We start from the raw sequence: 25,489 nt of genomic DNA, 5'->3' as shown, positions 1-25,489 counted from the left end.
AGCCGTCCGCCGGGCGGTTTTTGCGTGTTGGGAAGGGGCGGGCATGCTAGCTTGTATGCCACCACACAATCCGAGGGGATGACCGGTTGCTCGACAAGCTTGAACTGCTGCTGGCGCTGGCGAAGGAGCGGCATTTCGGCCGGGCCGCCGAAATGTGCGGCGTGACGCAACCGACGATGTCGACCGGGCTGAAGCAGCTCGAGGAGATCCTCGGCGTGATGCTGGTCCAGCGCGGCTCCCGCTTCCAGGGTTTTACGCCGGAAGGCGAGCGGGCGCTGGATTGGGCGCGCCGGATCGTCGGCGATGCCCGCGCGATGCGTGACGAGATCAACGGGCTGAAGCATCAGCTCTCCGGCGAGATCCGTATTGCCGCGATCCCCACCGTGCTCGGCATGGTCGCTGCGCTGACGACGCCGTTCCGCGCCAGGCACCCCGAGGTGCGCTTCAGTATCCGCTCCACGACCTCGTCCGAGGTGCTGGGGTTGCTCGAGAATCTCGAGGTGGATGCAGGGCTGACCTATATCGAGAACGAGCCGATCGGCAAGGTGCGCACCATCCCGCTCTACAGCGAGAGCTATCGTCTGCTCACCGCGCCGGATGGAATGTTCGGCGATCGCGAGACGGTGACGTGGAAAGAGGTCGGGCAGGTGCCGCTGTGCCTGCTGACGCCCGACATGCAGAACCGCCGCATCATCGACCGCGCGTTACGTTCGGTCGGCGCGGAGGCGATGCCGACCTTGACCTCGAATTCGCTGCTCGTGCTGTTCACGCATGTGAAGACGGGGCGCTGGGCCAGCGTGATGCCGGCCAAGCTCGCCGAGACGCTCGGCCTGTCCGATACGGTGCGCTCGATCCCGATCACCGATCCCGATGTCAATTACAGCATCGGCATGGTGATCCCGCAGCGTGATCCGATGACGCCGCTGATCGCGGCGCTGGTCAACGTCGCGCGGGAAGTCGCGCCGTCGCTGCAATCATAGCAATCAGGCCGCGGCCGATATTCCTGACGCCGACTTGATCGCGTCGCGGGGCAGGGTGACGCGCACGACGGTGCCGACCTCCAGCTTGGAGCGCAGCCGCATCGAGCCGCCATGGAGCTGCGCGAGCGAGCGGGCGATCGCCAGCCCCAGTCCCGAGCCGTGATAGGTCTTCGTGAGCTGGCTCTCGACCTGCTCGAAGGGGCGGCCGAGCCGCGCCAGTGAATGCGGCGCGATGCCGATGCCGGTGTCGGCGATCATCAGGACGATCCTGTCGTCGAGCTGCCGGCTGCGCACCACGATGCGTCCGCCGTCGGGCGTGAACTTCACGGCGTTGGAGAGCAAATTGACGATGATCTGCTTGGTGGCGCGGCGGTCGGCGACGACGGAGATGGATTTCGCGATGTCGGCGTCGAGCGTCAGGTGCTTGTCCTGCGCGCGGCCGGTGACGACCCGCAGGGATTCCGCCAGCGTCTGCGCGAGGTCGAGCTCTTCCATGTCGAGCTTCATGCGGCCGGCCTCGATCTTGGACATGTCGAGGATGTCGTTGATGACTTCGAGCAGGTAATGCCCGCTGGTCAGGATATCGTGGCAGTATTCCTGGTACTTCTCCGAGCCGAGCTCGCCGAACATGCCCGAGCCCATGATCTCGGAGAAGCCGATGATCGCGTTCAGCGGCGTGCGCAGCTCGTGGCTCATATTGGCAAGGAATTTCGACTTGGTCTGGTTGGCTTCCTCGGCGCGGGTCTTCTCGCGCTGATATTTCTCGGCGAGATCGGCGAGTTCGCCCGCCTGGCGCTCCAGGGCTGCCTGCGAGCGCTTGAGGTCGATGACGGTGGCGCGCAGGCGTAGATCGTTGTCGACCAGCTTCTGCTCGTGCTCCTTGATGCGGGTGATGTCGGTGCCGACCGAGACGTAGCCGCCGTCCTTGGTGCGGCGCTCGCTGATGTGCAGCCAGCTGCCGTCGTCGAGCTGCGCCTCGAAGGTGCGCGCGCCGGGGCCCTGGCTCGCAGTCTCGTTGTGCCGGGTGCGGACCTCGGGCATGCGGCCGACTTCGAGCACGGTCTCGTAGGAGGTGCCGGGGATGACGGCGCTGTCAGGCAGCTTGTGCAGGCGCTGGAAGTGCGAATTGCAGAGCACCAGGCGATCGCTGGCGTCCCACAGCACGAAGGCTTCGGGAATGGTCTCGATCGCGTCGCGCAGGCGCAAATCGGCTTCGACAGTCCGCTCGGCGAGGCTCTTCTGCTCGGTGATGTCGACGGCGATCCCGATCAGGTGAACGCTGGAGTCCGTCGCGCCGCTGGTCTTTTCGCAGCGGACGCGCAGCCAGATCCAGTGGCCGTCGACATGCTGCATGCGGAAGGTCTGGTCGATGTGGTCGATCTTCTCGGAGATGAGCTGGTCGGCGATCTCGAACAGGTCGATGTCGTCGGACTTCACCAGCGCGTTGACCTCACCGAAGGTGAGGAGCTCGTTGCGGCCGTCGAGGCCGAGCATCGAAAACATCGACTGCGACCAGAAGATGCGGCCGCGTGACAGGTCCCAGTCCCACAGTCCGCAGCGGCCGCGGTTGAGTGCGGTGTCGATCCGGCCGCGCACGGCGTCGTTGATCAGGTCGCCCTCGCGGGCACGTGTGGACTGCCAGTGGAAGGCGAAGCCGAGGATCAGGACGACGAAGCCGGTGGTGGCCGACAGCGTGACCGACAGCGCGGCGTCCGAGCCCCAGATCGGCTCGTTGCGCTCCTGGATCACGGTGACGAAGCCGGGCAGCGACTTGATCTGCCGCGAGGTCGCCATCGCGGCGTTGCCATTCGGCAGCGTCATGTCGGAGATGTTGCCGTCGCGCGGCGGCGCCGCCAGCAGTTGCGCCGTCGTGATTGCGTCGAGCAGGCGGTCGTTGCCCGAGGGATCGCTGTCGACCGGGATGCGAGCGAGGATGCGGCGGTCGAGTCCGGCCGAGGTGACGATGACGTGCCGGCCCGAGGCGGTGCCCCAGGATGGAATGAGGTCAGGCAGCAGCGCCGGCAGGCTCTCGATGTTCTTCAGCCGCTCCTGTCGCGCGGAGGTGAGGCGGTCGATGCGCTCGGCGAGCAGGTCGGCGAGCGCCGAGATGTCGTGGCGGATCACCAGACGCTTCTGGCGCGTCTGGTCGACGACCTGCACGAACGCGCCGAGGCAGATCGTGATCAGGAACGCGATGATGAGCGTCGGCACGGCACGGCGCAGCGCAGGCTCCGCGATCAGGAGCCGATGATAGGCAGGTTTCGCGATCGATTGCGCCAATCCTTTGATCGAATCGGATTGGACGCACGCGTTCGCGGCGTCTGCACGCGACATGCCTAAAGCCCCCTGGAACCTGCTTGCAACTTGATTTTGGAAGCAGCCCCACATCGCTTCCGAATCATGGTCGATTTGAATCCAGATTTCGCGGGCTGTCGAGAGTCAACGAATCGTTAACGCGAATTTATTCTTATCCAACGCGCAGTTTGTGCGTCGCGCGTCCGCAAACTTACGTGCGCGGCGAGTCCGAAACGAGAACGTGTGACTCCTCGCACATTCTCTGTCACGCACGCGGCGGTTCGGCGTGACTGATGACGCGCTTCACGCTCGGGAACGCGCGCCGCAACGCGCGCTCGATCGCGTCGACATGCTCGTGCACCCTGATCACGCTCATCGACGGCTCGGCGCGGCAGTGGAAGTTGACGATTTCGCCGGCGTCGGTGTTGCGGACGCGGACATTGTGGATGTCGTGGATCTCGCCGCCGGCGGCATACTCTGTCAGGGCGGCGGCGATGGCCTGCACCCGTTCCGACGCGGCATCGACCCCGAACGGCAGTTCCGGTTCCAGCGGCTCGATGTGGACGTCGACCTCGACGTCCGCGCCGAACTCTTCCTGGATGTTGCGTTCCAGCGTGTTGGCGACCTCATGGGCGGCGTCGAGCTGCATCCCAGCGTCGACCTCGAGGTCGATGCTGACGATCAGCTTGGCGCCGAGATCGTGCACGGTGACGTGGTGGATGGCGAGGCCCGAATTGTGGGCGATGACCATGATGCGGTCGCGCACGGTCTCGTTGTCGCGCGCCACGGGGACTGCGGTGAAGGTGAGGTCGGTATCGCCGAAGGCCTTCTCGACGGCCGCTTGCGCGTTGCGCTTGATGTCCTCGACCCGGTCGATGGGGTAAGTCCGCGGCACCTTTGCGATCGTGTCGATAAACGTGGTGGCACCGACCATGCGCACGCGGAGCCGCTCGATGTCGATCACACCCGGTACGCTGCGGATCGCGGCCGTGGCCGTCTCATGCGCGCCTTCCGGAGCGCGGTCCACCAGCGTCTGCACAGTCGAGCCGGCCATGCGCAGGCCGAGCAGGGCGATCATCACGGCCACCGCGGCGGCGGCAGCCGCGTCGCCCCACCAGAAGCCGAGGCCGGCGAGGATCAGGCCCACGATCACGGCGAACGAGCCCATCACGTCGGAGGCGAAATGCAGCGCATCGGCGGCGAGCGCCTGGCTCCTGGTCTCCCGTGCGGCACGGTGCAGGGCACGGGCGCGCCAGAAATTGACGGCGATGTCGATCACCAGCACGACGAAAGGGACGGCGGAGATCGTCGGCGGCGCAACTCCCTCTCGGAGATGGCTGTAGGACTGGACCAGGATTCCGCCGGCGAGCACGTAGAGCAGGGCGGTCACGCCCAATGCCGAGACACTTTCGAGTTTGCCGTGGCCGTAATGATGCTCCTCGTCCGCCGGCTTGTCGGATACCCGCACCACCGCCCAGGTGATGATGGTGGCGACCAGGTCGATCGAGGAATGCAGCGCCTCGGAAATCAGCGCCAGCGAGCCGATCGCGATCCCGACCGCAAACTTCGCCGCCGCCATGCCGCCACTGGCGAAGATCGAGATTGCTGCGACCGAGGTCTTGTTGTGTTGGGAGCTCATGGCGGGGATTTAGCAGCCTGTGACCGAACATCAAGCGACGATCGACAGGCGTAGACGCTAGTGAGTTGCAGGAGCGGGGATCCCCCGGTTTTGTAGGGTGGGCAACGGCGCGGAGCGCCGCGCCCACCATCTTTCGGGGACGCTGACGCATGGTGGGCACGCTTCGCTTTGCCCACCCTACTAGACCTAGGTCTTTGGCCTCAGGAATGTTACGGCACCGTCACGACGATCTTGCCGAGATGCTTGTTGGCCTCCATGTGCTCGAATGCCTTGTCGATGTCGTCGAAGGCAAACACCTTGTCGATCGGCAGCTGCAGTTTTCGCGACTCGACCGCGCCCCAGATGTCCTTCTTGACCTCGTCGAAGATCTCGCGGACTTCCGCGACGGTGCGGGTGCGGAAGGTGACGCCGACATAGTCGATGCGGCGGGCCGCGTGCAGGTCGAAGTTGAAATCGGCATGGGTGCCGCCGAGCCGGCCGACATTGACGATTCGACCCTTGACCTTGGTCGCCGCGAGGTTCTGGTTGGCGACCTTGCCCGAGACCTGGTCGACGATGAGGTCGACACCTTCGCCGTTCGTCGCCTTCAGCACCTCGTCGACCCATGAGGGGTCGGAGGAGTCGACCGCGAGGTCGGCGCCATACTCCTTCAGTCGGCCGCGGCGGGCGGCATCGGTCGAGGAGCCGATCACGAGTCTCGCGCCCTTGAGCTTCGCAATCTGCATCGCCATCAGGCCGACGCCGGAGCTTGCGCCCTGGATCAGCACGGCCTGCCCGGGCTGCACGCCGCCGATGGTGACGACGGCGTTGTGCATGGTCGCGAGCGCGACGGGCAGGGTGGCGGCTTCCTCGAAGTTCATGTTCGAGGGCGCGCGGAACAGCCGGCCGTGATCGGCCAGCGTATATTCGGCAAACGCCGCGCCGCCCGAGCCCATGATGCGGTCGCCGACCTTGACGCCCTTGGCATCCGGTCCGAGTGCGGCGACCTCGCCGGCCCACTCCATGCCGAGCACGGTCCCGGCGCCGCCGGCCGCGCCATGGGCGTGGCCCTTGCGCATGCCGGTGTCGGCGCGATTGAGTCCACAGGCGCGGACCCGGACCAGCACCTGCGTGCCTTCAGGCTTTGGTTGAGCGACGTCGGAAATTGTAGCGCCGCCAGGGCCGTAGACATAAGCCTTCATGTATTGCTCTCGCTTCTTGCAGTGATTATTCCGCAGCCTGCGCTGTAGGATGAACTATCATGCCTTCGAGCCGGCTGCGGATGATGGCCTCGGCTTCGCGCACGATGCGGGAGATCAGCTCGGCGCAGGTCGGGATGTCCTGGATCAGGCCCTGGACCTGGCCCGCCGACCAGATGCCTTCATCCGAGTTGCCGGTCGCGTAGACCATCTTGCCGCGGGCGCCCGCGACGAGCTCGCGGATATCCTCGAACTTGGCGCCTTCCTTCTCCATAGCAACGACCTTGGTCGAGATCTCGTTCCTGGCGACGCGGGAGGTGTTGCGCATGGTGCGGAAGATCAGCTCGGTCTCGCGCTCGTCATTGGCGACGATCTTCTCCTTGATGAGCTGATGAATGGGGCTCTCCTTGGTCGCCATGAAGCGCGTGCCCATGTTGATGCCTTCGGCGCCCAGCGCCAGTGCGGCGACGAGGCCGCGGGCGTCGGCAAAGCCGCCGGAGGCGATCATCGGGATCTTGATCTTGTTGGCGGCGGCCGGGATCAGGATCAGGCCGGGGGTGTCGTCCTCGCCGGGATGACCGGCGCATTCGAACCCGTCGATCGAGATGGCGTCGACGCCCATGCGCTCGGCCGAGAGCCCGTGACGGACGCTGGTGCATTTGTGCACGACCTTGACGCCGTGCTTCCTGAACTCGTCGACGTGCTCCTGCGGCTTGTTGCCGGCAGTTTCGACCACCTTGATGCCGCTCTCGATGATGGCGGCGCGATATTCGGCATAAGGCGGCGGCTTGATCGCGGGCAGGATGGTGAGGTTGACGCCAAACGGCTTGTCGGTGAGATCGCGACAGCGGGCGATCTCCTTCCTGAGGTCCTCCGGCGTCGGCTGGGTCAGCGCCGTGATGAAGCCGAGCGCTCCGGCATTGGCGACGGCGGCGACCAGCTCGGCGCGCCCGACCCATTGCATGCCGCCCTGGACGATCGGGTGCTCGACACCGACGAGCTTGGTGAACCGTGTCTGCAGCATGGTCTGTTTCCTCCGCCTGTGTGGCGCTCTGTTATCGTTTGATGGCGGCAGGATGCCGCCCGGGTCGGGAAAAGTCTATTGCGAGGGCGTGCGGTGGAGGCGGGGCGATCATGCGGGGAGTGGGGGGAATCCGTGAGGCGGATAATTGAGGTGGTAGCACCGGGTGGCGCGAGGGTTTTTGTGCGCCGCTGCTTCAACACCGACGGAGGATGAGGAGCTTTCGGAGACCATCAACTTGCATTTTCTCGCAAGGCACGCCTCCGCCCTCTCGCGGCGCATTCGCCCGAGCTTTGCCCGATCGCATCGCCCTCGTCGTGACAAGGGCGCAGGGAAGGCCGGGCGCCGGCTGGCACCCGCAAGTCCGTGCGCCAAAGGAATGCACACGGGGTGGACCACAGGTTCGCCGGATCGCCCGGCCTTCCCTGCGCGATGGTTTTAACGTGTCCTTCGTGCTCTCCCCGGGGAGCGATGCACTATTGCCCCCGTCGCCATGCAGATGACTGATGCGCGCGCCCGGTTGGACCGCCACATCACCGCAGGACTTGACGCACAGACCCCGGGCGTCAGGACCACACGACTTGTTCGTCCGCGCACGTCCTCGCTGGGCCTTCGGGAGCTGGCGTGTGCTCGCACCCGAAACCATGCGAAGACGCTGTCGGCGCCGTGTCGTAGGCGCGAAAGCCTGTGCTCACGGTTTCCCGCCCTGCAAGGCTTGCCGCGCCCGACGCCGTCGCGTCCATCGCTGCCCAACCCGCGGTTCGTGACGATCGCGATCCGCCCCTTGTCCCGGGTCAGGGTATCGCGTACGTACGACAAATCCGAATTTCGGTAAAGTGGAATATTTCGGCGAGCCGGGATTGACAGGCGAGGCGGGAATTGCGCGGGTGTTTTGCCCGACGGGCAAGACGGCTTCAGCTACTCCGTCGACAGCCGCACCATCTGGCGGCCGCCGTTCATTTCCTTGAGGCTGTTGACGAAGTTTTCCGGGCGCTGCCAGCGGTTGGGGACCTTCAATCCCATGTACTCCGCGATGTCGCCGATGAAGCCGGTGCAATTGGTGGTCTCGGCATTCCAGACCGGCGAGCTCGCCTGCAATTTCTTGATATAGGCAAACACACGCTTGGCGTCGGCTTCGTTCAAATAGACGCGGTAGTTCGCGGTCAGGTAATCGGGGTCGAGATCGCCGTAACTCGCGCCGGTCTCCGCCGGCACCCAGGTGAGGTGACCGAGCACATAGGCCCAGGTGTCGCCGGCGGGCGTGAGCCCTGCGACCTCGACGGCGCGCTCGCTGGTCTTGCCGTACCAGACGAAGGCGTGGCCCCAGCTCGCGGCCGTGCGGGCGCGGAAATCGACGTAGTACGGACCTTTCTCAGCGCGCGCGACTGCGCGCCGCGTCGTTTGCGGCGCTGGTCGTGATACGGCGTCGGTCGTGGCAAGCGCGTTTGCGTCAGCAACGCGCTTGTTCGCTTCGTGGGCCGAGGCCGAGGGTGTCGTGCACGCGAGCATGGCCGCGAGCGCGAATCCCGCAAGGATGCAGGGTCCCGATCGATCAGGTTTGTTCGTCACGCTATGCCCCTCGAATGTCGGCCACTCACGGAGAGTCTACGCTTGCTTCTGCGTATTTCGCTGCGCGTCAGTAGCGCGCGGCAACGGGGCCGGGCGCCTTGCCGATCGGGGCCTTTCCAACCGGGCTCTTGCCAATCGGCATCTTGCCGATCGGCGCCTGCTCGGAATAGACGGGAACGGGCTGGCGGCGCGGCAGATCCGCAGCATTCGCAACCGTCACCAGAGCAAGCGTAGCACCCACGACAAATACAATCTTCTTCACAGTCATACCCCTAGAAGGTTTGGTCCAAACACGGCACCGCCGTGCCCCCAGACACGCCTCACAGAAGGGCGGCCGAATGCGTCCACAGTGCGGCATCCGCGCGACATGTTGGCGGCATCTGCCGGGCGCGCGGAGACGTGATGTGTCTGAATGTTCGCCTTCGCGCCCCTCGTTGGTCAGTGATCGGCGGTGAGGCGGAAATGCATCTCGATCTTCGCGGGTGACGCATCGCCCGCCACGCGCCAGGGTGAAAAGCCAGGGGTGGGATCAGGATCGGAGGGGAGATCGATCGGCCAGCTCTGCGTCGGCGAACCCGGAAGCGTCAGGCTGACGGCGCGGTGACGCGTTTTGTACGTCAACGACGTGGAGGCAATGATCGCTTTGCGCTCGCCTTCATGCGCGCGCCAGTTCGGAGGCAAATTGGCATTGGCATAACCTGTCGCTTCCTCGACCTCGATGTGCACATCCTCCGCCTTGTCCGGCAGCGTCATGCCGGCGGGAAGGCGAAACTCGATGTGGAGCGTCATGTAGCCGTGACTGAGATAGGGCGAGCGGATGAGTTCGTACCAGCCCCAATAGCCAAGGATTGCCGCGATGAGCAGAACGATCAGAGCAAAGGGCGCAGAGAGCTGGGTGGTGCGGTGAGGCGTAGTGTCGGAGGTTTCCGTGGGCGGCTGTGGCGTTGCGTTCCGGACCAGGCCGAAGCGCACGAACAGCCAGATGCCGGCGATCAGGCCAACCACACCGCCGATCGGACCGATGTCGAAGAAGGCGCCCATGGCGATGCCGCCATCGCGGTCTGGCCCGGCCAGCGCGATCACCAGTGCGGCAAGGGCGGACCAGCCGGCGAGCGCGCCGAGCAGGGCGGAGAAGAGGCCGAGGATCAAGCGCATGTCCGGATTGGTCGCGCGGATGGGGATCGCGTTCGAACCATCCCGAAGGATCGGGTGCCTTCACCCGATCCGGTTCAGGCTGTTCCTGATGGTCGAGAAGATGCCGCCGATGTCTTTTCGCAGGCCGTCGAGCGCGTTGAAATTGTCGAAGATGCGGGCGAGGCGGTCCTCGACCTCGCGCTTGCTCTTGGTCAGCGCGTCGACGCGCGAGGCGAGGCTGACGTCGCCGCTCGCCTCGATCTCGCCGACGGTTTTGGCGAGGAGGTCGCGCGTCGTGCCGACGTCCGCGATCATGGCCTCGATTCCGAACACGGGCGCCTTCAGTGGGACGAGGTCAGCCTGCGACTTCGACAGCTCCGTCTTGAAGGCGTTCAGCGTCGCCAGCGTTTCCTGTAAGGCGCCGAGGCGCTGGCGCGACTGGAGAACAAAATCGTTCAGCGCATTCTGGCGGTCGGCAAGCGTCTTGCCCTCGGCGTCGATCTCGACACCGGCGAGCGAGCGTTCGAGCTGGGCCCGACGCTGGCCGAGTTCTTCGAAGTCGAGCCCGATCCCTTTCAGGATGTGGAAGCTGTCGTCGATGCGGGCCAGGCGCTGCTCGATCTCGACCTTGTTCTTCGACAGCGTCTCGACGCGGGTGCCAAGCGGCGCTTCACCGACGGTTTCGAGCTCGTCGACGCTCTTGACGAGGCGCTCATGGCTGAGGCCCAGCTCGCCAATCAAGGCATTGAGGCCGGCGTCCGAGGCGCGCAGCGGCACCAGCTCGGCGTGGGACTTCGCCAGATCTTCCTTGTACTGGTTCAGGGTAGCAAAGGTGCCCTGGACCGTGCCGACCCGGGACAGCAACGTCGATACGTCGCGCGCGATGTCCTTGAGCCGGTCGGCGAGATTGTTCTTGCGGTCGTCGGTCTCGAGGTCGTGCAGCGAGCGTTCGAGCTGGTTCTGGCGGTCGCGGATCTCGGTGAAAACCGGCTCGACCGCGCGGCGCTGCTCGGCGACCTTGCCCACAATGTCGCGCAGTTCCTGCTGGCGGCGGCGGATTTCGGCGAGCTGGTCGTGCATGTCGGTAGATTCGTTGCGGCCCCGCTGCAGCAGGGCGCGCTGCTCGGTCTCGCCCAGCTTGTCATGGAGGGCGGAGACGGCCTCCCGGGGATCGCTCTCGATCAGATGCTGGACGGTAGCGTCGAGGTGGTTCTGCAGGGCATGAGCGACGACGACGTCCTCGCGGGTCTTCTTGAGGCGGTCGCGCAATGTGTCGAGGCGCCGGTCCTGGCGCGAGAGCCGCCAGGCGGAGGCGCCGATCAGTGCCAGCGCCAGAGCCAGGATCGCGCCGGTCGCAAACCGCTGCGGGACAGGCAGGCCTCCGAACCAGGCAGGCAGGTGGCCGACATCGTAACCGAGCGCCTGCTGGGCGAAGATCGCGATGGCGGTGAGCAGAACAAACCAGGCAACCAGGAAAAACAGCCACATCGTGACTTCCTCACGCCGGCACACATTATCGCCATAATTGCTATTGGAGAGCGGAACCGAGATCAAGGGCGGCGGGCGCTTGCCGGATAGGTCCGGTCGCACGATCCACGGCTGAATGCGTCAGCCGATCGGTGGAGGAGAAGTTGGTTGCCGGGATTTCCCGAGCTTGGATGGAGTGTTCCGTAGCCTGGATGGAGCGAAGCGCAAGCCGGGTTCTGCAAGCCTTGAGTGCCAGCCCCGGATTTCGCTTCGCTCCATCCGGGCTACCGCACCGCGTTGGTGGCTACAGCCGAAACTCGTTGGTCAGCTCGCCGATGCCGTCGATCGCGACGGTCACGATGTTCACCGGCTCTTTCATCACGCCGACGCCGACCGAGGTGCCGACGGCAATGAGGTCGCCGGGGAGCAGGGTCATGTCGTGGGAGATCCTGCTGACCAGCTCCTGCGCGGAGAAGATCATGTCCGATATCGGATAGTTCTGCCGCTCCGCGCCGTTGAGGATGGTGCGGACCACCAGCTTTGCCGGATCGAGACCGGTGGCGATGACGGGGCCGAACGGGCCGTAATCGTCGATGCCCTTGGCCCGCGCCCATTGCGGGAAAGTGGGATCGCTGGTCAGGATGTCGTTGGCAGTGATGTCGTTGACGCAGGTGTACCCGAAGATGAAGCTGTCCGCTTCCGCCGGCGACACCCGGGCGCAGGTCTTGCCGATGACGATGCCGAGCTCGCCTTCATACGTGGTCTTGCCGTCGTAAAAAGAGGGACGGCGGATCACGGCGCCTGGTGTCGTGATGCTGGTGGTGGCCTTCAGGAGGTAGAGCGGCTCCGGCGGCTCGGGCTGGTTGAGCTTGGCCGCGAGCGCGTGAAAATTGTTCCAGAGCGCGACGATCTTGCTGGGCGCGCAGGGCGCGAGCAGTTCGACCTCCGACAGCGCCAGCGTCCTGCCGGTGGCCGCATGGCGGCCAAACATCTCGCCCTCGTGCACGCTGATGCCTGACGAATTCAGCGTGCCGAACCCGGTCGCACCGCTATTGCGGAAGCGGAGCCATTGTTTGACCTCGCCAGCCATCACGCCACCGCCAGTGCGCGCGGATCCGATCGTGTCGAGATGCCGTCGTAGAGACCGGCGATGCGGGCGCGCTGGGTCACCATCGCCAGCACTGAATCGAGCGCGGGGGTGGCGATGCCGGTGAGGCGGCCCATCTCCTGCACGACGGTGACGAGCGGGTCGATCTCCATCGGACGGCCGCGCTCGAGATCCTGGAGCATCGAGGTCTTGTGCGCGCCGACCTTGCGGGCGCCTTCGATGCGGCGCTCGACGTCGACGCGGAATTTGACGCCGAACGTCTCGGCGATGCCTTGCGTCTCCATCATGATCGCGCGCGACAGCGCGCGGGTCGCCGGATCGGTGCAGATCACGTCGAGTGTTGCATGGGTGAGTGCGCTGATCGGGTTGAAGCAGACATTGCCCCACAGCTTGAGCCAGATCTCGTCGCGGATGCGGTCGAGCACCGGCGCTTTCAGCCCGGCTGCGACGAAGAGATCGGCGAGGCGTTGCACGTCCGGGGTGGTCTCGCCGGAGGGCTCGCCGAGCGGAAAGTTGTTGCCGTAGACGTGACGGATCACGCCGGGCGCCTCGATCTCGGTGGCGGGATAGACGATGCAGCCGATGGCGCGCTCGGCGCCGATTTCGCGCCACTGCCGTCCGCCGGGGTCGATGCTCTCCAGCGTCGAATTCTCGTATTGGCCGCCGTGCTTGTAGAAGTACCAATAGGGGATGCCGTTGACGGCGGTGACGATGCGGGTGTGGGGGCCGAGCAGCGGCTGCATTGTCTCGATCACGCCAGTGATCGAGTGCGCCTTCAGCGTGATGATGATGTAGTCCTGCACGCCGAGCTCGGCCGGATCGTCGGTGCAGCGCGGATGCACGGTGTGCTTCTCCTCGCCCGCGAGCAGCGTCAGGCCGCGCTCGCGCATCGCGGCAAGGTGCGCGCCGCGTGCGACCAGGCTGACATCGGCGCCCGCACGCGCGAGCTGAACCCCGAGATATCCGCCGATTGCGCCGGCGCCGTAGATGCAGATCTTCATGGAATCCTCGCGGAGCAGCAGAAGCCGGATTTCGGGACGAAAGATCCGGTCCGGCTCGGAAGGGTCCGAGCCGGGGCCAGTATTCGCAGGGGAAGTGAGGCGCTTTAAGCTGCTTGCGGCGTGCCGTTGAGTGCTTCGTCGATGACGGCCGCGATGTCGCGCATGCTGATGACCGAGACGAGGCTGTAATCGTCGATGACAGGCAGGTGCCGGATGTGATTCCGATTCATCAAATGGCGGACGTGCTCGATCGTGTCGCTCGAGGTGCAGGACACGAGTTGCTGCACCGAGACGAGCTGCGAGACCTTGACGTTGACGGCATTGGCGCCGTGCTCGGCGACCGCGCGCACGACGTCGCGCTCGGTGAACATGCCGACCGCGGTGTTACCCTCGGAGCGGACCACGTCCTTCACCACCAGTGCGCTGATATTGTTGGCGCGCATCAGCTTGGCGGCGATACCCACCGTTTCGTTCATTCGCACCGTGACAACGCGCGGTGTCTTCTTGCGCAGAATGTCTCCGACCAGCATTGCAACCTCCCTGGGTGAATGATGTGGCAAGTGTGGTATACATAATGCCAATCGTCAAGCGTTCGGTTTGGCTGATCCGAAAATTCTTGCGGCAGCAATACTGACATTTGTCGTGAGCCAAAAAGAAAGGGGCGCATCGCTGCGCCCCCTGTCGCACCCATGCAAGGCGTGTGGTTATGCCGTCTCGGTCTTGGCGTTCCCCGTCGCGGCGTTGGCGCTCTCGGCTTCCTTGCCGAGGATGAAGGAGCGGCGCATCGGCTTGATCACGAACAGCGCCGTCAGGGCTGCCGTCGCGTTCAGCGCGACTGCGACCACGAACACGGCCTTCCAGCCATAGGCGGCCGAGATCACGCTTGCGAGCGGAACGAGCAGGGACGCCGTCCCCTTCGCCGTGTAGAGCATGCCGTTGTTGGTGGTTGCAAACTTCGAGCCGAAGGTGTCCCCGCAGGTGGCGGGGAACAACGAGTAGATCTCCCCGAACACGCCGAAATAGACGGCGGTGGCGAGCACGAAGACGACGGGCACGTGGCCATAGGCCGACAGCGTCAGCAGCATCAGCGCGGCGGTGCCGAAGGCGATGAACATGGTGTGCTCGCGGCCGATCGTGTCGGAGACGAAGCCGAAGAAGGGCCGTCCGAAACCGTCGAAGATGCGGTCGAGCGAGATCGCGAACGTCAATGCCGCCATCTGGAAGCCGGCGAGCGTGACCGGCGTGTCGGCGATCTTGAAGTCGTGCGCGATCGGGGCGATCTGCGCCGCGGTCATCAGGCCGCCGGAGGCAACCATGACGAACACAAGATACATCACCCAGAAAACAGGGGTGCGCAGCACCTCGGGCGGGGTAAAGTCGATCTTGGTCTGCGGCAGATTGAGCTGCTTCTTCTTCGGCGGGATCGAAATCCGCGGCGGCTGGATGAAGAAGGCGAGCACGAAGACGATCACGCCCTGGCCGATGCCGAAGGTGAGAAACGCGTGCTGATAGCCGCTCGTTGCGATCATGGTCGCGATCGGCACGACGGTGAGGGCGGCGCCTGCGCCGAAGCCGGCGGCGGTCGCACCGGCAGCAAGGCCGCGGCGATCGGGAAACCATTTCAGTGCGTTGCCGACGCAGGTGCCGTACACCGCGCCCGCGCCCATGCCGCCGATGATCGCGGCCGCGTAAAGCAAGGTGAGGCTATCGGCATAGGAGTTGAGAATCCAGGACAGCGCGATCATGACGCCGCCGAACATGATGACGATGCGCGGGCCGTATTTGTCGACGAACCAGGCCTCGATCGGCACCAACCAGGTTTCGGTGACGACGAAGATGGTGAAAGCGAGCTGGATCGCGGCGCGTCCCCAATGGTGCGCGTGATCGATCGGATCGACGAACAGCGTCCAGCCATATTGCAGGTTGGCGATCATCGCCATGCAGACGATGCCCATGACCAGCTGGAGCCAACGGAAACCTGTGCGAAGAGGCGCGGCCGTGACAGCGCCATCGGTGCTGGAAATCATCAAAAACCTCCCGAGCGCCTGTCTGGTTCGACACCGGTCGCAAGATGACCTGATGTCGCAATATTGTGGCTTATCGTCGCAAGCGCGATGAGGACCTTGGTATACCATATTCCAGATTGCAAGCCCTATCTTGGCGCGCCACTGACAAAAATATGCGGGGTTCCGTTTGGGAACGGCGGACTCATGAAGACGTTGCGCAAAACGAAAACGCCCGGCCGTGAGGCCGGGCGTTTTGCACGAGAAGGCGCTTTTGGAGCGCGTCAGACAGTCGATTGCGCGACCACCACCTTGCGCCAGGGCTTGAGCACCGCGATCGCCAGCGCCGAGGCCAGGATGTTGGCGCCGGCTGCGATGATGAACACGTTGTCCCAACTGCCCGACGACTGCTGCATGTAGTTGCCGATCGGGACCAGCAGCGCGGCCGTACCCTTTGCGGTGTAGAGCAGGCCGGCATTGGTGGTCGCGAACTTGGCGCCGAACGTATCGGTGCAGGTCGAGGGAAACAACGAGTAGATCTCACCCCAGGCGAAGAACACGAAGCCCGAGAGCAGCACGAACCAGAGCGGATCCTGGCCCCAGAGGTAGAGCATCCAAATGCCGATACCTTCCATGCCGAAGGCGATGAACATCGTGTTCTCGCGGCCGATCATGTCGGAGATCCAGCCGAAGAACGGACGCGTCAGGCCGTTGAGCACGCGGTCAATCGTGGCCGCGAAGGTCACCGCGGTCATGGTCACCGCCATCAGCGTGACCGGCACGTTGTCGATCTTCCAGTCGGCCGCGATCGGCTTCAAATTGGCCGTCACCATCAGGCCGCCGGCGCCGACGATCACGAACATGAAGTACATCAGCCAGAAGATTGGCTGACGCAGCACTTCGGTCGGCTGATAGTTGCGGCGGGTCTGTTGCAGATTGGCGTTCGCCACCACGCTGGGCACCTGGCCTGCCTTGGGCGCCAGCAGGAAGAAGGCGAGAATGCAGATGATGATGCCTTGTCCGAGGCCGAAATAGAGGAAGGTGGTCTGAAAACCGCTGTCCTTGATCATGGCCTGGATCGGCGCGACGGTCAGCGCAGAGCCTGCACCGAAGCCCGCGGCCGTGATGCCTGCGGCAAGACCGCGCTTGTCCGGAAACCACTTCAGCGCGTTGCCGACGCAGGTGCCGTAGACGCCGCCGGCGCCGATGCCCGCGATGATCATGCCGAGATAGTAGCCGTTGAGCGTGGTCGCCTGCGCGTTGATCGCCCAGCCGGCGGCGCAGAGCACGCCGCCGACCAGGACGACGAGGCGCGGACCGTATTTGTCGACGAACCATCCTTCGATCGGGACGAGCCAGGTCTCGAACAGCACGAACAGGGTAAAGGCCCATTGGATCGACGCGCGATCCCAGCCGAACTTCTTCTGGATGTCGGGGACGAAGAACGTCCAGCCGTATTGATAGTTGGCGATCATCACCATCGCCGCGACACCGACCGCCAATTGCGTCCAGCGATACGTGTCGCTAACGCGCGCGGCTGTCGGGGCGGTTGCTTGCACCATGTCCGTCATAAAGCCTCCCGTGGCGCCTCTCATTTTTCTGCGAGCGCTGGAACGGCATTCTTGTATGCATTATGCCAAGCTTCAAGCGCTGGTCCGGTCACCGTGCGCAAATGCCGCAGGACCTTGCCCGGTTGCGGCTGTGACTCAGGACAGCACAAGTAGAAATGGCCCCGTCATCCGGGGCCATTCATCAAAAGTAGTATGCGGACTGATCTAAAACCGTCTGCCGCTGTGCGCGCAGGGGCGGGAGGCTGCCCGGGTCACAGGCCAAAGCGCGGCAGGTCGCCGTTGTGATTCGAGATCCTGGCGCTCGCCATCAGGAGGCGGTCGATCGTGGCCATCAGACGGGCGAACAGCGAGGAGGAGGGCGCGAGAGCGACGGAAGCGGTCTTGGACATCGGAATTCCCTTTCTTGAGACGGTCAGTAGTGCTGTCTCATTTCGAAGGGGAATTTATGTATACCAGATGCCAATGTCTATGCATGCCATTGCATAGCAGCATTTAGCTCTTCGCATTGCAGCATAACAATCCGTTAAATGGGCCGGTTTGAGCGGGATATGCCCAAGACCGGCCGAAACTGAACCATTTGACCGTCGATGTCCAAAAACGGAGCCTTGGCAGCGGTACACGAAGCCGTTAGTGGTCTGCCCCCTTCCAATCATCTGTCAGAGTGGTTCATGTCGAGCGCCTCGCCCGCCGTCTCGATCGGCATCGATTTTGGGACCAGCAACACGGTCGTGGCCCTTGCAGCGGACGACCGCCGGGTCGAAGCCATCCGCTTCGACCATGGCGGACAGCGCCACAGCGTCTTCGTGTCGGCGCTGTGTTTCTGGGAGGACCGGCCGGGCGCCGGCGCCCAGGCCGAAGGCGGCCCGTGGGCGATCGAGCAGTTCCTCGAAGGCCGCCATGTCTACCGCTTCCTCCAGTCGTTCAAGACCTTCGCCGCGAGCTCCAGCTTCAACACCACCCAGGTGTTCCGGCAGCGCTACAAGTTCGAGGATATTTTGGCGGCGTTCCTGCGGACGCTGGCGCGTCATGGCGGCGATAAATTCGGCTTCGAGACGTCCACCATCACGGTCGGTCGCCCCGTCCGCTTCGCCGGCGGCAATCCCGACGAGGCGCTGGCGATGCAACGTTACCGGGCCGCGTTCGAGCGCCTTGGGGCCGGCCACGCCCGCTACGTCTACGAGCCTGTCGGAGCCGCGTTCTCCTTCGCCCGCCGACTGGAGCGCGATGCGACCGTGCTGGTCGCGGATTTCGGCGGCGGCACCAGCGATTTCTCGGTGATGCGGTTCTCGCGTGCCGGCGGGGCCTTGCGCGCCGAGCCGCTCGGCCATGCCGGCATCGGGATTGCGGGCGACACCTTCGATTACCGCATCGTCGATCACGTCGTCTCGCCGCGGCTGGGCAAGGGCTCGAGCTTCCGCTCGTTCGACAAGGTGCTACCGATCCCCACCGGCCACTACACCAATCTCGCGCGCTGGCATCAGCTCGCGATGATGAAGAGCAACGGCGACCTGCGCGAACTCCGGGAGCTTGCGCGCACCGCGGTGAAGCCGGCACTGCTCGAGGATTTCATCACCATCGTCGATCTCGACCTCGGCTTTGCGCTGTACCGCGCGGTGTCCGACGCCAAGGTCGCACTGTCGGCGCAGGACCAGGTAGAGTTCCGCTTCAAAGGCGGTGGCGTCGACATCGGCTCGACCATCACGCGGAAGAATTTCGAAGCCTGGATTGCCGACGATATCGCGAGGCTCGGGGCTACCGTCGACAAGGTGCTTGGCGAAGCCGGCATTACCGCGCGCGAGATCGAGAAGGTGTTTTTGACCGGCGGCACGTCCTTCGTGCCAGCCGTTCGAAGACTGTTCGCCGAGCGGTTCGGCAACGAACGGCTGATGTCAGGCGACCAGTTCGAGTCGATCGCCTACGGCCTTGCTTTGATCGGACATAGCCCGGATCCCGACCGCTGGACCGCAAGTGGCGGCCTCCAGTCGAGGGCGGGCGCGTAGCCTGCGGTACGCGCGGCCGCCCCTAAGTCCCGTCCGGTCGCTATTGCTTGATCTCAGGCTCGACGAGCTTCGCCAGATTGCGCAGCGATTCCTGCCAGCCGAGATAACATGCCTCCGGCGGGATGACGTCGGGGATGCCGGCCTGCGTGATATCCAGCTCAGTGCCGACGGATACTTTCTTCAGGATCACGGTGACCTGGATCTCGCCGGGCAGATTGGGGTCGTCGAACCGGTCGGTGTAGCGGAGACGATCGCCGGGGACGAGCTCGAGATATTCGCCGCCGAAGGCGTGGCTGTTGCCCGTCGTGAAGTTGCGGAACGACATCTTGAACGTGCCCCCGACCTTCGGCTCGAAATGATGGACGGTGCAGGTGAAGCCGTTCGGCGGAAGCCATTTCGCCAGCGCATCCGCCTCCAGGAAGGCGCGATAGACTTTCTCCGGGCTGGTCGTCAAAACGCGGTGCAGGCGGACAGTGCTGGGCATGATCAGTCTTCCTCGTGAAGCGCCGGGCTCGACGTCAGCGTCTATTGCCCGTTCATGTCCAGATGACGGACGAGGTACCGCCGATCCGACGGGGCATCTCTAATTTTTTGATGGATCCACGCATGTTGCGCTCGGCAGCCCTCCCAGAGCAGCTCGCCGGGGGCGAACGATGAGCGCCGAATAGCGCACGTCCTGTACCTACCGCCGGGCTCCCGGGCCGTTAAATTCGGCCAAGCCTTGCAAATAGCGAGGATGTGGTATACGTTGAGGCTGTTCGTTCAGCCGCTGTGCCTTGTTGAATGCGCCCGCGGGCTCCTTTTCCATAGACATCGACGAATAGAATTTGTTCTGCGTGACGAGCACGCGGAACCTGCGCGTATGCGCTTTGGAGAAGAAAATGACGACAGGTACTGTGAAGTGGTTTAACGGCCAGAAGGGCTTTGGATTCATTCAGCCGAACGACGGCGGCAACGATGTGTTCGTTCACATCAGCGCGGTCGAGCGGGCTGGTCTTGCAGGTCTCGCTGAAGGCCAAAAGGTCAACTTCGAGCTCAAGACCGACAAGATGCGGGGCAAGGTCAGCGCCGAGAATCTCTCGCTGGCCTAAAGCCTTGGTGCCGTTTCACGGATGTGCTGAAACGGCCATGCCACCCGCTCGATCCCAGGATTGAGCGGGTTTTTGTCCGTTGCAGAGCAGGGTGAATAATGAGCGCCAAGAGACCGGCCGAACCGTCACCCGAAAGCATCGCGCGTACTAACCGTCAGCGTTTGGCCGCAGAGGAAGGCGCTCGGGCGATGGTGGATGTTGGAAAGCAAGCCGTCGATGTTCGCAAGAACATGGCGCGGCTTCGAGAGCTGCGCGAAGCCAAGGAAGCGGCAGACGCCGCCCTTCAGGCATCATTGCCCGCCGCCACCCCGACGAAGCGCAAGAAGAAGGTGACGCCATAGCTGGCTTCCATTGCGCCGACGACACCTCGGAGAGGGCCGATCACATGCCAAAGAGTGCGGGTCGTGCCTAGAATCAAGTCGGATGGCGGAGGCACCATCACCTTCTTTCTCGCGCTTGGCGCGGGACGACAGATGTGCCGTCTTGCGACGACCTTCCTGACGCAGAAGCAGGCTTTCAGTTATCTTCGCAAGAACCGGACCGAGTTCGAGCGCATGGCGCGGGCGCGGCTCGCTTCTGGTGCAGTCGAAGACGGAATCGTCGTGCTATCGATGCTGTAGGGCAGGCGCAGATTTCAGTGCCGCGCCTTCAGCGCAATCCGCGATCGGAGTCTGGGACCGACGCTCTTATTCGGAGCCGCTTCCCGGCTTCGCCTCCCGGGCCAATCGCTCCGCTTTCAGCCGTTCGCGATTCTCGTTGAAGGAGTTCTGGTCCTTCGCATAGTCATTGATCGGCTTCTGCGTTGTCGCAGGCTTGAACGCCTTGTTGGCTTCACGCTTGGCGCGATCAGAGGATTGATCTTTCGACATTTAAGCCCTCAATTTGATCAACGAGCGTGGTCCTGGCGAGTGCCGGACGCGACGCCACCTGTGCCCGAACTGAAAGGCCGACTTGCCATCCTCGGAAGCGGAGGCGACCAGTTCTTCAGCGTGGGGCAGGGTCTTTGCGAGGCGTGCTGCACTCGCCGTGGAGATTGCATGCTGGCTTTTCCGGGCATGCTCGCATTTCCGGGAGCACGCCGGTCGAGGAGTAACGGCCGGCCACCGCATCTGTTCCTCGCGAAACAATCTTTAATCCAGCCTTGGCGGCGCGGCAAGCGCGCCGATCGTGCGATGCAGCCTTTGCGCGCCAACAAAAAGGCCGCCGAAGCCGGCGGCCTTTCGCGTCGTGAGATAAGCCCGCTTACTCCGCGGCCTGCTTTTGCGGCGGATCGAGCGCGCCGGACTTGTGGATATCGGCGACCTGATGGTCCGAGAAGCCAAGCACGGTGCGCAGGATCTCGTCGGTGTGCTCGCCGAGCAGCGGGGAGCGCTCCACCTCGCTCGGGGAGTCCGACAGCTTGATCGGGTTGCCGACCGAGATGTACTTGCCGCGGGTGGGGTGGTCGACCTCGACCACGGTGCCGGTCGCGCGCAGCGACTGGTCTTCGGCGATCTCCTTCATCGACAGGATCGGGCCGCAGGGGATGTCGTCCTTGTTGAGGATTTCCATCGCCTCGAACTTCGTCTTCGTCATCGTCCACTGTTCGATGCGGCCGAAGATTTCGTTGAGGCGCGGCAGGCGGACGGCCGGCTTGGCGTAGTTCGGATCGGTCTTCCAGGAGGGCTCACCGATCACGTCGCAGATCTTCTCCCAGACCGGGGCCTGCGTGATGAAGTAGATGTAGGCGTTGGGATCGGTCTCCCAGCCCTTGCACTTCAGGATGCGGCCGGGCTGGCCGCCGCCGGAATCGTTGCCCGCACGTGGCACGGCATCACCGAACGGAATGCCTTCGCCGAACTGGCTGTATTCCTTGAGTGGACCATGGGCGAGGCGCTGCTGGTCGCGCAGCTTGACGCGCGCGAGGTTGAGCACGCCGTCCTGCATAGCGGCCGTCACCTTCTGGCCCTTGCCGGAATGGGTACGCTGATAGAGTGCGGTGACGATGCCGAGCGCCAGATGCAGGCCGGTGCCGCTGTCGCCGATCTGCGCGCCGGTCACGAGCGGCAGGCCGTCGCGGAAGCCGGTAGTGGAGGCGGCGCCGCCGGTGCACTGCGCGACGTTCTCATAGACCTTGCAGTCTTCGTACGGTCCGGGACCGAAGCCCTTGATCGAGGCGACGATCATCTTCGGGTTGATCGCCTGGATCTTCTCCCAGGGGAAGCCCATGCGGTCGAGCACGCCGGGACCGAAGTTCTCGACCAGCACGTCGCACTTCTTGATCAGCTCGGTGAGGACTTCCTTGCCCTTGGGGTTCTTGGTGTCGAGCGTGATCGAGCGCTTGTTGTGGTTGAGCATGGTGAAATACAGGCTGTCCACGTTCGGGATATCCTGCAGCTGGCCGCGGGTGATGTCACCGACACCTGGACGTTCCACCTTGATCACGTCGGCGCCGAACCATGCGAGCAACTGCGTGCAGGTCGGCCCGGACTGGACGTGGGTGAAGTCGAGAATGCGAACGCCCTCGAGCGCTTTTGTCATCGTGTTGCTCCGTACTCTGATCTACCCCTGCACCCGCAGGGACCTTATGGGTTGAAGGGGAGTGCTTACTTCTTCTTCTGCAGAACGCTCTGCGGATTGAGGTTGCCGATGCGGCCGCTCTCGGAACCGGCGGCCGGATCGATCACGGCGTTGATGAGCGTCGGCTTGCCCGAAGCCATGGCTTCGTTGACGGCTCGCTTGAGCTCGTCCGGCGAGGTCGCGTTCACGCCGATGCCGCCGAAGGCTTCCATCATCTTGTCGTAGCGGGCGCCCTTGACGAACACGGTCGTCGCCGGATCGGCGTTGACGCTGTTGACGTCAGTACCGCGATAGATGCCGTCATTGTTGAAGATGACGACGCAGATCGGCAAATTGTAGCGGCAGATGGTCTCGACCTCCATGCCGGAGAAGCCGAAGGCCGAGTCGCCTTCGACCGCGAGCACGGGATGGCCGGTCTCGAGAGCCGCCGCGATCGCCTGACCCATGCCAATACCCATCACGCCCCAGGTGCCGACGTCGAGACGCTTGCGCGGCTTGTACATGTCGATGACGCCGCGGGCGAGGTCGAGCGTGTTGGCGCCCTCGTTGACGAGGATCGCCTCGGGATGATCCTTGATGACGTTCTTCAGCACGCCGAGCGCGCCGTGATAGTCCATCGGCGATTTGTTGTTCATGAGCTTCGGCGCCATCTTGGCGACGTTCTCTTCGCGCTTGGTCGAAATCGCCTTGGTCCATTCGGCCGGCGGGGCGGTCCAGCCCGAAGCCATCGCCTGGTTGAAGGCGGAGACGACCGAGCCGATGTCGCCGACGACGGGCGCGACGATCTCGACGTTGGAGTCCATTTCCCTGGGCTCGATGTCGACCTGGATGAACTTCTTGGGCGCTTCGCCCCAGTTCTTGCCTTTGCCGTGCGAGAGCAGCCAGTTCAGCCGGGCGCCGATCAGCAGCACGACGTCGGATTCTTTCAGCACCGTCGAGCGGGCGGCGCCTGCGCACTGCGGATGCGTATCGGAGAGGAGGCCCTTGGCCATGCTCATCGGCAGGAAGGGGATGCCGCTCTTCTCGACGAAGGTTTTGATCTCCTCATCGGCCTGCGCGTAGGCCGCGCCCTTGCCGAGGATGATGAGCGGACGTTTTGCGCTCTTCAAAACATCAAGCGCGCGCTTGATCGAAGCGGGCGAGGGGATCTGCGCGGGAGCCGCGTCGATCACCTTGACCAGCGACTTCCGGCCGGCATCGGCGTTCATTACCTGACCGAACAGTTTTGCCGGAAGGTCGAGATAGACGCCGCCGGGACGGCCGGAGACGGCGGCACGGATGGCACGGGCAAGCCCGATGCCGATGTCTTGGGCGTGCAGCACGCGATAGGCTGCCTTGCACAGCGGCTTGGCGATCGCGAGCTGGTCCATCTCTTCGTAGTCGCCCTGCTGGAGGTCGACGATCTCGCGCTCGGAGGAGCCCGAGATCAGGATCATCGGGTAGCAGTTGGTGGTGGCGTGCGCGAGTGCGGTGAGACCGTTGAGGAAGCCGGGCGCGGAAACGGTCAGGCAGATGCCGGGCTTCTTGGTGAGGTAGCCGGCGATGCCCGCCGCATAACCGGCGTTCTGCTCGTGGCGGAACGAAATCATGCGAATACCGGCCGCCTGGGCCATGCGACCCAAATCCGTGATCGGGATGCCCGGCACATTGTAGATGGTGTTGATGCCGTTCAGCTTGAGCGCGTCGATGACGAGATGAAAACCATCCGTCAATTCCTGCTCGGTGCCCGGTGCTTCGGACTTGGTCGCGGTATTCAGCATGGGCCTTGTCTCCCTGGTCTCAAGATGCCGTTTCAGGCTTTTGGGGGCGATGCCTCGCCCTTCTGGTGAACGTTGCTGGCTAGAAGAGTTCCTGGCCATGCGCTTCGACGTAAGCGGCAAGGCCAAGGGTGTGATCGCGGGCGCGCTTCTCGGCGAGTTCGGTATCGCGCGCCTCCAGGGCTTCGATCATGCCGAGATGCTCGGGTAGCGACGTCGCGGTGCGGTCCTTGCGACCGATCGTCAATTGCCGATAGCCACGCACGTGCAGCAGGAGGTCGTTGGTGAGATCGACCAGCACGGGTGATTCCGACAGCGAGATCAGCGCCTGGTGGAAGGCGATATTGGCGCGCGAATATTCCTCGACATGATCCTCGGGGAGGCGGTCTTTGCCAAAATCCTTGAAGTAGTCGCGCAGCGCCGTGATGTCTTTCTTGCGCGCCGTGGCGGTGATGAGGCGGGCCGCCATGCTCTCCAGCGCCGCCCAGGCGCGGATCATGTCGACGATCTCGCTCTTGGTCCTTCGCACCACCATGATGCCGCGGCGCGGAACCGTCTTCACGAAGCCGTCCTGCTCGAGCATCGCGATGGCTTCGCGGATCGGCGTGCGGCTCACGCCCAGGCGTTCGGACAACGCGCGCTCGTCGAGCATCACCGGCTCGGGCGTCGAGTAGATGTCCATCTTGAGGATGGCTTCCTTCAAGGCGTCATACGCCTTGTTCTTGAAGCTCGACTCCGGGGCAATACGAACGATTGCGATATCTGCCTCGGCCATGTTCGGCAACGCCTTGGTTGGTTTCCGCAGTGACACGACGAATCTCCTCCAGTGGGAGTCGTCTTTTACAGGATTATTAACGGGAAAGTTTTTGGCATACCAAATACCAGAATGTCAAGCTGCCTATTTTTTGCAGCGTTCTAAGGGGCGCTGCAGCTTGACAAGTTGGCTTCTGGCATACCAAATGCCATCGCCAGCCATTTTTGATCCAAGCCGGCGGAGTAATCTCGGCTTTATGCCACTCCGTTCCGCGACATGGAACAGAGCGCGGCGAATGGAAAAGCATCACGGGCAGCCGCAACACGCGCGCGCTTTGAGAACGCAAGAACCAAGGTCAAGGG

General features: G+C 63.9%; 24 protein-coding genes. 5 read left to right on the top strand and 19 right to left on the bottom strand.

Going from position 1 to position 25,489, the window contains the following annotated elements:
* Positions 1–86 precede the first annotated feature (86 nt).
* Positions 87–980 (top strand): LysR family transcriptional regulator, encoded by an 894-nt coding sequence (locus IVB40_RS24430; RefSeq protein WP_247816566.1) that lies wholly within the window; start codon positions 87–89, stop codon positions 978–980.
* A 3-nt stretch (positions 981–983) separates the two neighbouring features.
* Here IVB40_RS24430 and IVB40_RS24425 read toward each other — a convergent pair whose 3' ends face one another.
* The 14 genes from IVB40_RS24425 to IVB40_RS24360 form a co-directional block, all read right to left on the bottom strand.
* A complete protein-coding gene (locus tag IVB40_RS24425; protein WP_027569134.1) occupies positions 984–3,314 on the bottom strand; it encodes a PAS domain-containing sensor histidine kinase in 2,331 nt (776 codons plus the stop codon).
* Positions 3,315–3,540: 226 nt separating this feature from the next.
* On the bottom strand, positions 3,541–4,914 hold the full coding sequence (locus IVB40_RS24420) for a cation-efflux pump (RefSeq protein WP_027569135.1): 1,374 nt from the start codon (positions 4,912–4,914) through the stop codon (positions 3,541–3,543).
* Positions 4,915–5,123: 209 nt separating this feature from the next.
* Positions 5,124–6,095, bottom strand: a complete 972-nt coding sequence (locus tag IVB40_RS24415; protein ID WP_247816565.1) for a zinc-binding dehydrogenase — start codon at positions 6,093–6,095, stop codon at positions 5,124–5,126.
* 25 nt (positions 6,096–6,120) lie between these two features.
* Positions 6,121–7,116, bottom strand: a complete 996-nt coding sequence (locus IVB40_RS24410; protein WP_007593350.1) for a nitronate monooxygenase — start codon at positions 7,114–7,116, stop codon at positions 6,121–6,123.
* A gap of 915 nt (positions 7,117–8,031) precedes the next feature.
* The gene (locus IVB40_RS24405; RefSeq protein WP_247816564.1) at positions 8,032–8,682 is read right to left on the bottom strand and encodes a hypothetical protein; all 651 of its coding nucleotides are present in this window, start codon (positions 8,680–8,682) and stop codon (positions 8,032–8,034) included.
* 67 nt (positions 8,683–8,749) lie between these two features.
* On the bottom strand, positions 8,750–8,950 hold the full coding sequence (locus IVB40_RS24400) for a hypothetical protein (RefSeq protein ID WP_007608336.1): 201 nt from the start codon (positions 8,948–8,950) through the stop codon (positions 8,750–8,752).
* Positions 8,951–9,120: 170 nt separating this feature from the next.
* Entirely contained in the window at positions 9,121–9,837 is a 717-nt protein-coding gene (locus IVB40_RS24395) for a hypothetical protein (protein WP_247816563.1), read from the bottom strand.
* 60 nt (positions 9,838–9,897) lie between these two features.
* A complete protein-coding gene (locus IVB40_RS24390) occupies positions 9,898–11,304 on the bottom strand; it encodes a hypothetical protein (protein WP_247816562.1) in 1,407 nt (468 codons plus the stop codon).
* Positions 11,305–11,587: 283 nt separating this feature from the next.
* Positions 11,588–12,373 carry a fumarylacetoacetate hydrolase family protein gene (locus IVB40_RS24385; RefSeq protein WP_247816561.1) on the bottom strand — a complete coding sequence of 262 codons (786 nt, stop codon included), beginning with the start codon at positions 12,371–12,373 and terminating at the stop codon, positions 11,588–11,590.
* Entirely contained in the window at positions 12,373–13,392 is a 1,020-nt protein-coding gene (locus IVB40_RS24380) for a 2-dehydropantoate 2-reductase (RefSeq protein ID WP_247288860.1), read from the bottom strand. The genes IVB40_RS24385 and IVB40_RS24380 overlap by 1 nt, the downstream gene beginning before the upstream one ends.
* 104 nt (positions 13,393–13,496) lie before the next feature.
* Positions 13,497–13,922: a CBS domain-containing protein gene (locus IVB40_RS24375; RefSeq protein WP_027569141.1), complete on the bottom strand. Its 426-nt coding sequence runs from the start codon at positions 13,920–13,922 to the stop codon at positions 13,497–13,499.
* 174 nt (positions 13,923–14,096) lie between these two features.
* Complete coding sequence (gene oxlT, locus IVB40_RS24370; RefSeq protein WP_247816560.1) at positions 14,097–15,419, bottom strand: oxalate/formate MFS antiporter; 1,323 nt, start codon at positions 15,417–15,419, stop codon at positions 14,097–14,099.
* A gap of 260 nt (positions 15,420–15,679) precedes the next feature.
* Positions 15,680–16,966 (bottom strand): oxalate/formate MFS antiporter, encoded by a 1,287-nt coding sequence (gene oxlT / locus IVB40_RS24365; protein WP_027569143.1) that lies wholly within the window; start codon positions 16,964–16,966, stop codon positions 15,680–15,682.
* A gap of 251 nt (positions 16,967–17,217) precedes the next feature.
* On the bottom strand, positions 17,218–17,355 hold the full coding sequence (locus IVB40_RS24360) for a hypothetical protein (protein WP_197031186.1): 138 nt from the start codon (positions 17,353–17,355) through the stop codon (positions 17,218–17,220).
* Between the two features lie 279 nt (positions 17,356–17,634).
* On the opposite strand from IVB40_RS24360, the gene IVB40_RS24355 reads away from it, so the two are divergent.
* Complete coding sequence (locus IVB40_RS24355; protein ID WP_247288867.1) at positions 17,635–18,966, top strand: Hsp70 family protein; 1,332 nt, start codon at positions 17,635–17,637, stop codon at positions 18,964–18,966.
* Between the two features lie 40 nt (positions 18,967–19,006).
* On the opposite strand, the gene IVB40_RS24350 is transcribed toward IVB40_RS24355, so the two are convergent.
* Positions 19,007–19,450, bottom strand: coding sequence for an SRPBCC family protein (locus IVB40_RS24350; protein ID WP_247816559.1), 444 nt, complete (start codon positions 19,448–19,450; stop codon positions 19,007–19,009).
* A 397-nt stretch (positions 19,451–19,847) separates the two neighbouring features.
* Here IVB40_RS24350 and IVB40_RS24345 point away from each other — a divergent pair, with 397 nt between their 5' ends.
* The 3 genes from IVB40_RS24345 to IVB40_RS24335 all read left to right on the top strand — a co-directional run bounded on the left by IVB40_RS24345 (position 19,848) and on the right by IVB40_RS24335 (position 20,677).
* Positions 19,848–20,057, top strand: a complete 210-nt coding sequence (locus IVB40_RS24345; protein ID WP_007593324.1) for a cold-shock protein — start codon at positions 19,848–19,850, stop codon at positions 20,055–20,057.
* A gap of 98 nt (positions 20,058–20,155) precedes the next feature.
* Positions 20,156–20,398, top strand: a complete 243-nt coding sequence (locus IVB40_RS24340; RefSeq protein ID WP_007593322.1) for a hypothetical protein — start codon at positions 20,156–20,158, stop codon at positions 20,396–20,398.
* Between the two features lie 54 nt (positions 20,399–20,452).
* A complete protein-coding gene (locus tag IVB40_RS24335; protein ID WP_027569146.1) occupies positions 20,453–20,677 on the top strand; it encodes a hypothetical protein in 225 nt (74 codons plus the stop codon).
* Between the two features lie 66 nt (positions 20,678–20,743).
* Here IVB40_RS24335 and IVB40_RS24330 read toward each other — a convergent pair whose 3' ends face one another.
* From IVB40_RS24330 to IVB40_RS24315, 4 genes are all read right to left on the bottom strand, one after another.
* The gene (locus tag IVB40_RS24330; RefSeq protein ID WP_007608360.1) at positions 20,744–20,926 is read right to left on the bottom strand and encodes a hypothetical protein; all 183 of its coding nucleotides are present in this window, start codon (positions 20,924–20,926) and stop codon (positions 20,744–20,746) included.
* A 373-nt stretch (positions 20,927–21,299) separates the two neighbouring features.
* Entirely contained in the window at positions 21,300–22,577 is a 1,278-nt protein-coding gene (gene frc / locus IVB40_RS24325) for a formyl-CoA transferase (protein ID WP_007608365.1), read from the bottom strand.
* Between the two features lie 65 nt (positions 22,578–22,642).
* Positions 22,643–24,376, bottom strand: coding sequence for an oxalyl-CoA decarboxylase (oxc, locus tag IVB40_RS24320; protein ID WP_247359825.1), 1,734 nt, complete (start codon positions 24,374–24,376; stop codon positions 22,643–22,645).
* A gap of 79 nt (positions 24,377–24,455) precedes the next feature.
* Positions 24,456–25,148 carry a GntR family transcriptional regulator gene (locus IVB40_RS24315; protein WP_197031202.1) on the bottom strand — a complete coding sequence of 231 codons (693 nt, stop codon included), beginning with the start codon at positions 25,146–25,148 and terminating at the stop codon, positions 24,456–24,458.
* Positions 25,149–25,489: the final 341 nt, after the last annotated feature.

The organism is Bradyrhizobium sp. 40, from assembly GCF_023100925.1.
Taxonomy (GTDB): Bacteria; Pseudomonadota; Alphaproteobacteria; order Rhizobiales; family Xanthobacteraceae; genus Bradyrhizobium.
The sequence above is the reverse complement of the archived record's forward strand: the minus strand, read 5'-3'. Positions and strand labels throughout refer to the sequence as shown.

Bases quoted from the DNA above. Each gene is read 5' to 3' on its own strand.
- frc (WP_007608365.1), bottom strand. From the start codon at position 22,577: ATGACAAAAGCGCTCGAGGGCGTTCGCATTCTCGACTTCACCCACGTC.
- IVB40_RS24395 (WP_247816563.1), bottom strand. From the start codon at position 9,837: ATGCGCTTGATCCTCGGCCTCTTCTCCGCCCTGCTCGGCGCGCTCGCC.
- IVB40_RS24425 (WP_027569134.1), bottom strand. From the start codon at position 3,314: ATGTCGCGTGCAGACGCCGCGAACGCGTGCGTCCAATCCGATTCGATC.
- IVB40_RS24415 (WP_247816565.1), bottom strand. From the start codon at position 6,095: ATGAAGGCTTATGTCTACGGCCCTGGCGGCGCTACAATTTCCGACGTC.
- IVB40_RS24355 (WP_247288867.1), top strand. From the start codon at position 17,635: ATGTCGAGCGCCTCGCCCGCCGTCTCGATCGGCATCGATTTTGGGACC.
- oxlT (WP_027569143.1), bottom strand. From the start codon at position 16,966: ATGACGGACATGGTGCAAGCAACCGCCCCGACAGCCGCGCGCGTTAGC.
- IVB40_RS24330 (WP_007608360.1), bottom strand. From the start codon at position 20,926: ATGTCGAAAGATCAATCCTCTGATCGCGCCAAGCGTGAAGCCAACAAG.
- IVB40_RS24375 (WP_027569141.1), bottom strand. From the start codon at position 13,922: ATGCTGGTCGGAGACATTCTGCGCAAGAAGACACCGCGCGTTGTCACG.
- IVB40_RS24420 (WP_027569135.1), bottom strand. From the start codon at position 4,914: ATGAGCTCCCAACACAACAAGACCTCGGTCGCAGCAATCTCGATCTTC.
- oxlT (WP_247816560.1), bottom strand. From the start codon at position 15,419: ATGATTTCCAGCACCGATGGCGCTGTCACGGCCGCGCCTCTTCGCACA.
- IVB40_RS24350 (WP_247816559.1), bottom strand. From the start codon at position 19,450: ATGCCCAGCACTGTCCGCCTGCACCGCGTTTTGACGACCAGCCCGGAG.
- IVB40_RS24410 (WP_007593350.1), bottom strand. From the start codon at position 7,116: ATGCTGCAGACACGGTTCACCAAGCTCGTCGGTGTCGAGCACCCGATC.
- IVB40_RS24345 (WP_007593324.1), top strand. From the start codon at position 19,848: ATGACGACAGGTACTGTGAAGTGGTTTAACGGCCAGAAGGGCTTTGGA.
- IVB40_RS24360 (WP_197031186.1), bottom strand. From the start codon at position 17,355: ATGTCCAAGACCGCTTCCGTCGCTCTCGCGCCCTCCTCCTCGCTGTTC.
- IVB40_RS24340 (WP_007593322.1), top strand. From the start codon at position 20,156: ATGAGCGCCAAGAGACCGGCCGAACCGTCACCCGAAAGCATCGCGCGT.
- IVB40_RS24380 (WP_247288860.1), bottom strand. From the start codon at position 13,392: ATGAAGATCTGCATCTACGGCGCCGGCGCAATCGGCGGATATCTCGGG.
- IVB40_RS24315 (WP_197031202.1), bottom strand. From the start codon at position 25,148: ATGGCCGAGGCAGATATCGCAATCGTTCGTATTGCCCCGGAGTCGAGC.
- IVB40_RS24385 (WP_247816561.1), bottom strand. From the start codon at position 12,373: ATGGCTGGCGAGGTCAAACAATGGCTCCGCTTCCGCAATAGCGGTGCG.
- oxc (WP_247359825.1), bottom strand. From the start codon at position 24,376: ATGCTGAATACCGCGACCAAGTCCGAAGCACCGGGCACCGAGCAGGAA.
- IVB40_RS24390 (WP_247816562.1), bottom strand. From the start codon at position 11,304: ATGTGGCTGTTTTTCCTGGTTGCCTGGTTTGTTCTGCTCACCGCCATC.
- IVB40_RS24400 (WP_007608336.1), bottom strand. From the start codon at position 8,950: ATGACTGTGAAGAAGATTGTATTTGTCGTGGGTGCTACGCTTGCTCTG.